This is a genomic window from Streptomyces sp. NPDC060209, from assembly GCF_042728155.1.
Taxonomy (GTDB): Bacteria; Actinomycetota; Actinomycetes; order Streptomycetales; family Streptomycetaceae; genus Streptomyces.
The window spans coordinates 1-6,179 of the sequence record NZ_JBHWZS010000424.1 but is presented as its reverse complement, the minus strand read 5'-3'; the positions used below and the strand labels follow the sequence as shown (position 1 = coordinate 6,179).

Sequence of the window (6,179 nt, the reverse complement as noted above, 5' to 3'; positions counted from 1 at the left end):
ACCCGGGGCGCGCGCCCCGGGTCCGGCGAAGGAGCGAGCGTGGCCGGACCGACGACCGCCCAGCGCGGCGAGGCCGAGCGGGCCGACACCCCGGCCCGCCCGCCGCACACCAGCCCCGAGGGGCGCCGGCTGACCGGCCGTATGCGACTGATCCTGGCCGCAGTTGGCGTGGTCCTGATCGCCGCGGCCACGGTCTGGGTCCTCTACGGGTCGTCCTGGCTGCGGCTGGAGCGGGTGACGACCACCGGCACCGACGTCCTGACCCGGAGCGAGGTCGAGGCCGCGGCGGCGGCCCCCGTCGGGTCTCCGCTGATCACCGTGGACACGGGTGTGATCGCGGACCGGTTGCGCCAGAAGTTGCCTCGTATCGACTCCGTGGATGTCGTACGGTCATGGCCGCACGGTGTCAGCCTTAAAGTGACCGAACGGAAGCCGGTCCTGTTGGTCGAAAAGGGCAAAAAGTTCATTGAAGTGGACGCAAAAGGCGTGCGCTTCGCAACCGTGGACAAAGCGCCCCCGCATGTGCCGCTGCTGGAATTGACGCCTGATCAGTCGGCGAGCCTGCGTCGCTTCGGCAGTGACCGTCTGGTGCGGGAGGCGGTCCGCGTCGCGGGAGACCTCCCGGGAAGGGTGGCCGGGGAGACCCGGACCGTACGGGTCACCTCGTACGACTCCGCCGTCCTGGAACTGACCCGGGGCCGCACGGTGATGTGGGGTAGCAGTGAGGAGGGGCCCGTGAAGGCGCGGGTGCTCACCGCTCTCATGAAAGCGTCTCCCAAAGCGGGACACTTCGACGTGAGTGCTCCCACCGCCCCTGCGGTTTCTAAGAGTTGACGCACGTTCTGCCTGGCCAGCCCCCTGGTTGGTCAGCGCTACGGGTGATCACATAGGGTGAAAAGAAAAACGGGAGGTTCGGCGTGTTCGTTGAACGTGCGCCACTTGTCGACTTAGTGTCCTGTTCGGAAGAGTCCAAGAAGCAGACACACTGGTAACCCTGAACTTCAACGTTAGGGTTTGGGTCGGCGTCCGGACCGACCCAATCGGCATCCGTCGTCGCGGCGGGACTACCGCGAAGCGACGACACGTAACTCGAGGCGAGAGGCCTTCGACGTGGCAGCACCGCAGAACTACCTCGCAGTCATCAAGGTCATCGGTGTCGGCGGCGGTGGTGTCAATGCCATCAACCGAATGATCGAGGTCGGTCTCAAGGGCGTCGAGTTCATCGCGATCAACACCGATGCGCAAGCACTGTTGATGAGCGACGCCGACGTCAAGCTCGACGTCGGCCGTGAACTCACCCGCGGCCTCGGCGCCGGGGCGAACCCGGCCGTCGGTCGTAAGGCGGCAGAGGACCACCGTGAGGAGATCGAGGAGGTCCTCAAGGGGGCCGACATGGTCTTCGTCACCGCCGGAGAGGGCGGCGGCACCGGCACCGGCGGCGCACCCGTCGTCGCCAACATCGCGCGCTCGCTGGGCGCCCTGACGATCGGTGTGGTCACCCGCCCGTTCACCTTCGAGGGCCGGCGGCGAGCGAACCAGGCGGAGGACGGCATCGCCGAGCTCCGCGAAGAGGTCGACACCCTCATCGTCATTCCCAACGACCGGCTGCTGTCCATCTCGGACCGCCAGGTCAGCGTGCTCGACGCGTTCAAGTCGGCCGACCAGGTGCTGCTCTCGGGTGTCCAGGGCATCACCGACCTCATCACGACCCCGGGTCTGATCAACCTCGACTTCGCCGACGTCAAGTCGGTCATGTCCGAGGCCGGATCGGCGCTCATGGGCATCGGCTCCGCCCGCGGCGACGACCGCGCGGTGGCCGCCGCGGAGATGGCGATCTCATCGCCGCTCCTGGAGGCGTCCATCGACGGCGCCCGCGGCGTCCTGCTCTCCATCTCCGGCGGCAGCGACCTCGGTCTCTTCGAGATCAACGAGGCCGCCCAGCTGGTGAGCGAGGCGGCCCACCCGGAGGCGAACATCATCTTCGGCGCGGTCATCGACGACGCGCTGGGCGACGAGGTGCGGGTCACCGTCATCGCCGCGGGCTTCGACGGCGGACAGCCGCCGGCCCGCCGGGAGAACGTCCTCGGGTCGAGCGCCGGGAAGCGTGAGGAGCCGGCCCCGTCGGCCCGCACCTCCGAGCCGGCGCGCCAGACCGGCGGACTGGGCTCCGTGCCCCCGCGCGAGGAGCCCCAGGCGCCGGCCGAGCCGGCACCGGTTGCGAACGAGACCTCGCTGCCGCCGGTCACCCCGCCGCACGTCCCGACGGCCCGTCCCTACCAGGACACCCAGGCCGAAGAGCTGGACGTACCGGACTTCTTGAAGTGATAGGTCCGCAGCACGCGGTGAGAGCCGCGGAGTCTTCGGCGGGCGGCGCCCATTTCGCCTTCACCGACAGGTGGGGCGGAGTGAGCGCCGTTCCGTACGAGGAGCTCAACCTCGGCGGTGCGGTCGGCGACGACCCCGCCGCCGTCCGCACGAACCGTGCGCGCGCCGCCCGTTCCCTCGGTCTCGACCCGGCCCGGGTGGTCTGGATGAACCAGGTGCACGGGCGCGACGTGGCCGTGGTCGACGGCCCCTGGGGCGACGCCTCGGACATTCCCGCCGTGGACGCGGTGGTGACGGCACGGCGCGGACTCCCGCTCGCGGTGCTCACCGCCGACTGCACGCCCGTGCTGCTCGCCGATCCGGCGGCCGGTGTCGTCGCGGCCGCCCACGCGGGACGGCCCGGTCTGGTCGCGGGAGTGGTCCCGGCCACGGTCGAGGCCATGATCGCACTGGGCGCCGAACCGTCCCGGATCGTCGCGCACACCGGGCCTGCCGTCTGCGGACGGTGTTACGAGGTCCCGGAGCGGATGCGCGCAGAGGTCGCCGGGGTCGTCCCGGCGTCGTGGTCGAAGACCGGCTGGGGAACACCCGCGGTGGACGTCACGGCTGGAGTCCACGCCCAGCTCGACGAGCTCGGCGTCGTCGACCGGCACAGTTCGCCGTTCTGCACCCTGGAATCCGGCGACCACTTCTCGTACCGCCGGGACCGGACCACGGGACGGCTCGCCGGATATGTCTGGTTGGACGGATAGGGCATGACGGATCGCAGGACTCAACTCGCGGCAAACCTGGCACAGGTGGAGGAACGCATTGCTTCCGCCTGTGCCTCGGCGGGCCGTAAGCGCGAAGAAGTGACCCTCATCGTGGTCACCAAGACGTATCCCGCGAGCGATGTGCGCATCCTGCACGAACTCGGTGTGCGCCAGGTCGCGGAGAACCGTGACCAGGACGCGGCACCAAAAGCCGCGGCTTGTGCGGATCTGTCGCTCACATGGCACTTTGTCGGACAGTTGCAGACCAATAAGGTCCGCTCCGTGGCCGGTTATGCCGATGTGGTGCAGTCGGTGGACCGGGTGAAGCTCGTCACCGCACTCTCGGCGGCAGCGGTCAGGGGTGAGCGTGAGCTCGGCTGCCTCATCCAGGTCGCCCTCGACGCCGAGAGCGGCGAACGCGGGGACCGGGGCGGTGTCGCACCGGACGCGATCGAGGAGTTGGCCGCGTCGGTGGAAGCTGCCGAGGGGCTGAGGCTCGACGGTCTGATGACGGTCGCCCCGCTCTCCGGTCCCTACGCCGGAAGGCAACGGGACGCGTTCGACCGCCTGATGGAATTCTCATCCCGCCTGCGCGGGAACCATCCGGCTGCGAACATGGTCTCTGCTGGGATGAGCGCGGATCTCGAGGACGCGGTCGCGGCCGGGGCGACACATGTACGCGTCGGTACGGCGGTACTCGGAGTCCGACCCCGGCTCGGGTAACGTCGCGAAGCAAGTCGGACCACAGCAGAAAATATGGTCATTCCCGCTTCACGCGGGCTGGCCGGAGTGGATCTCGGGCACTTGGTGACACGAATGCCGATCCACCACAGAGCGGAGGACTCGGAGCATGGCCGGCGCGATGCGCAAGATGGCGGTCTACCTCGGCCTCGTGGAGGACGATGGGTACGACGGTCCGGGGTTCGACCCCGACGACGAATTCGAACCCGAGCCGGAGCCCGAGCGCGACCGGCGGCGGCACCAGCCCGCGCATCCGGTGGAGCGGGAACGGGACGAACCGGTGCGATCGGTGCAGCCGCCCGCACCGCGGGAACCGGTTCAGCTCCCGGCGGAAAGCGGACGACCCGCCCGAATCGCCCCCGTGGCATCCATCACACCTGACCGCCCGAACATGGAGAAGAACGCACCGGTGATCATGCCCAAGGTCGTGTCCGAGCGGGAGCCCTACCGGATCACCACGCTGCACCCCAGGACCTATAACGAGGCCCGTACCATCGGGGAACACTTCCGCGAGGGCACTCCGGTGATCATGAATCTCACGGAGATGGACGACACGGATGCGAAGCGACTTGTCGACTTTGCCGCGGGACTCGTCTTCGGTCTCCATGGCAGCATTGAGCGTGTGACGCAGAAGGTGTTCCTGTTGTCGCCTGCTAACGTCGATGTCACGGCGGAGGACAAGGCCCGCATCGCAGAGGGCGGGTTCTTCAACCAGAGCTGAGAACACCGGGAACAAACCCGGCCGGGAGGCCGGGGCTACGAGAGCCAGGGGAGAGGGAAGCGCGGGACATGGGCGTCGCACTGGATGTTGTCTATATCGCGCTGATGTGTTTCCTCATCGTGCTGATCTTCCGGCTGGTCATGGACTATGTCTTCCAGTTCGCACGTTCATGGCAGCCAGGCAAGGCGATGGTGGTCGTTCTCGAGGGCACTTACACTGTCACGGATCCACCGCTGAAGCTTCTGCGGCGGTTCATACCGCCGTTGCGTCTCGGGGGCGTGGCACTTGACCTGTCCTTCTTCGTTCTGATGATCATCGTCTACATTCTGCTCAGCCTCGTGGGCAAGCTTGCGAGCAGCGTGTGAACGATACGGTCTTGCCGACTGCCGACGACTACGTAGAGGTGAAGAAGAGATGCCGCTGACCCCCGAGGACGTGCGGAACAAGCAGTTCACGACCGTCCGCCTCCGAGAAGGCTATGACGAGGACGAGGTCGATGCCTTCCTCGACGAGGTCGAATCGGAACTGACCCGTCTGCTCCGTGAGAACGAGGACCTGCGCGCCAAGCTGGCCGCCGCCACGCGTGCGGCCGCGCAGAACCAGCAGCAGCAGGGAATGCGCAAACCGCCGGAGCAGCAGGACCGGCCGGGTGCCCCGGTGCCGGCCGCCATATCTGGTCCGCCGGTGCAGCAGCAGCAGCCCCCGCAGATGGGTCCCCCCCAGCTGCCCGGTGGCGCTCCGCAGCTGCCTGCCGGTCCCAGCGGCCATGGTCCTCAGGGCGGCCACGGTCCCGGTCCGCAGGGCCCGCACGGCCCCGGCCCGATGCAGGGCGGTCCCATGGGTGGCCCGATGGGCGGCCCCATGGGCGGTCACGCTCCGCAGCAGCAGATGCAGCAGCAGCAGCAGCAGATGCAGCAGCAGCAGATGCAGCAGCCCGGTCAGGGCCCCGGTGGCGACAGCGCCGCCCGTGTCCTCTCCCTTGCCCAGCAGACCGCCGACCAGGCGATCGCGGAGGCCCGTTCCGAGGCCAACAAGATCGTCGGTGAGGCGCGCAGCCGTGCCGAGGGCCTCGAGCGCGACGCCCGTGCCAAGGCGGACGCCCTGGAGCGGGACGCGCAGGAGAAGCACCGCGTGGCGATGGGCTCGCTGGAGTCGGCCCGCGCGACGCTGGAGCGCAAGGTCGAGGACCTGCGTGGCTTCGAGCGCGAGTACCGGACCCGTCTGAAGTCCTACCTGGAGAGCCAGCTGCGTCAGCTGGAGACCCAGGCCGACGACTCGCTGGCTCCGCCGCGGACCCCCGCCGCCGCCTCGCTGCCGCCGTCGCCTTCGCTGGCTCCGGCCGGTGCGGGAGCGATGGGGCACACCATGGGCGGCAACCACGGTGGTCACGGCAACCAGCAGATGGGCGGCGGCAACCAGTCGATGGGCGGTGGCCCGTCGTACGGCGGCGGCCAGCAGCAGATGTCGCCCGCGATGACGCAGCCGATGGCGCCGGTGCGGCCGCAGGCGCCGCAGCCGATGCAGCAGGCTCCGTCGCCGATGCGCGGGTTCCTGATCGACGAGGACGACAACTGATCGGTACGCGCTCGCTGAGCGCGTAGCCGTCGGCAGGCTGAGGGCCGGGCCCCGGGGTTTTCCCC

General features: G+C 68.8%; 7 protein-coding genes. All 7 read left to right on the top strand.

All coding sequences use genetic code 11. From position 1 onward, the window contains the following. Positions 1-39: 39 nt before the first annotated feature. Entirely contained in the window at positions 40-834 is a 795-nt protein-coding gene (locus tag ACFWFI_RS40185; protein WP_387400492.1) for a cell division protein FtsQ/DivIB, read from the top strand. A 276-nt stretch (positions 835-1,110) separates the two neighbouring features. Then, complete coding sequence (gene ftsZ, locus ACFWFI_RS40180) at positions 1,111-2,325, top strand: cell division protein FtsZ (RefSeq protein ID WP_387400490.1); 1,215 nt, start codon at positions 1,111-1,113, stop codon at positions 2,323-2,325. A 17-nt stretch (positions 2,326-2,342) separates the two neighbouring features. Further along, positions 2,343-3,077, top strand: coding sequence for a peptidoglycan editing factor PgeF (pgeF, locus tag ACFWFI_RS40175; RefSeq protein WP_387400488.1), 735 nt, complete (start codon positions 2,343-2,345; stop codon positions 3,075-3,077). A 3-nt stretch (positions 3,078-3,080) separates the two neighbouring features. Further along, positions 3,081-3,800, top strand: a complete 720-nt coding sequence (locus ACFWFI_RS40170) for a YggS family pyridoxal phosphate-dependent enzyme (protein WP_387400486.1) — start codon at positions 3,081-3,083, stop codon at positions 3,798-3,800. Positions 3,801-3,927: 127 nt separating this feature from the next. Next, positions 3,928-4,539, top strand: coding sequence for a cell division protein SepF (locus tag ACFWFI_RS40165; protein ID WP_031098945.1), 612 nt, complete (start codon positions 3,928-3,930; stop codon positions 4,537-4,539). Positions 4,540-4,607: 68 nt separating this feature from the next. Next, a complete protein-coding gene (locus ACFWFI_RS40160) occupies positions 4,608-4,904 on the top strand; it encodes a YggT family protein (protein ID WP_014156754.1) in 297 nt (98 codons plus the stop codon). 49 nt (positions 4,905-4,953) lie between these two features. Then, positions 4,954-6,114 carry a DivIVA domain-containing protein gene (locus ACFWFI_RS40155; protein WP_387400484.1) on the top strand — a complete coding sequence of 387 codons (1,161 nt, stop codon included), beginning with the start codon at positions 4,954-4,956 and terminating at the stop codon, positions 6,112-6,114. Positions 6,115-6,179: the final 65 nt, after the last annotated feature.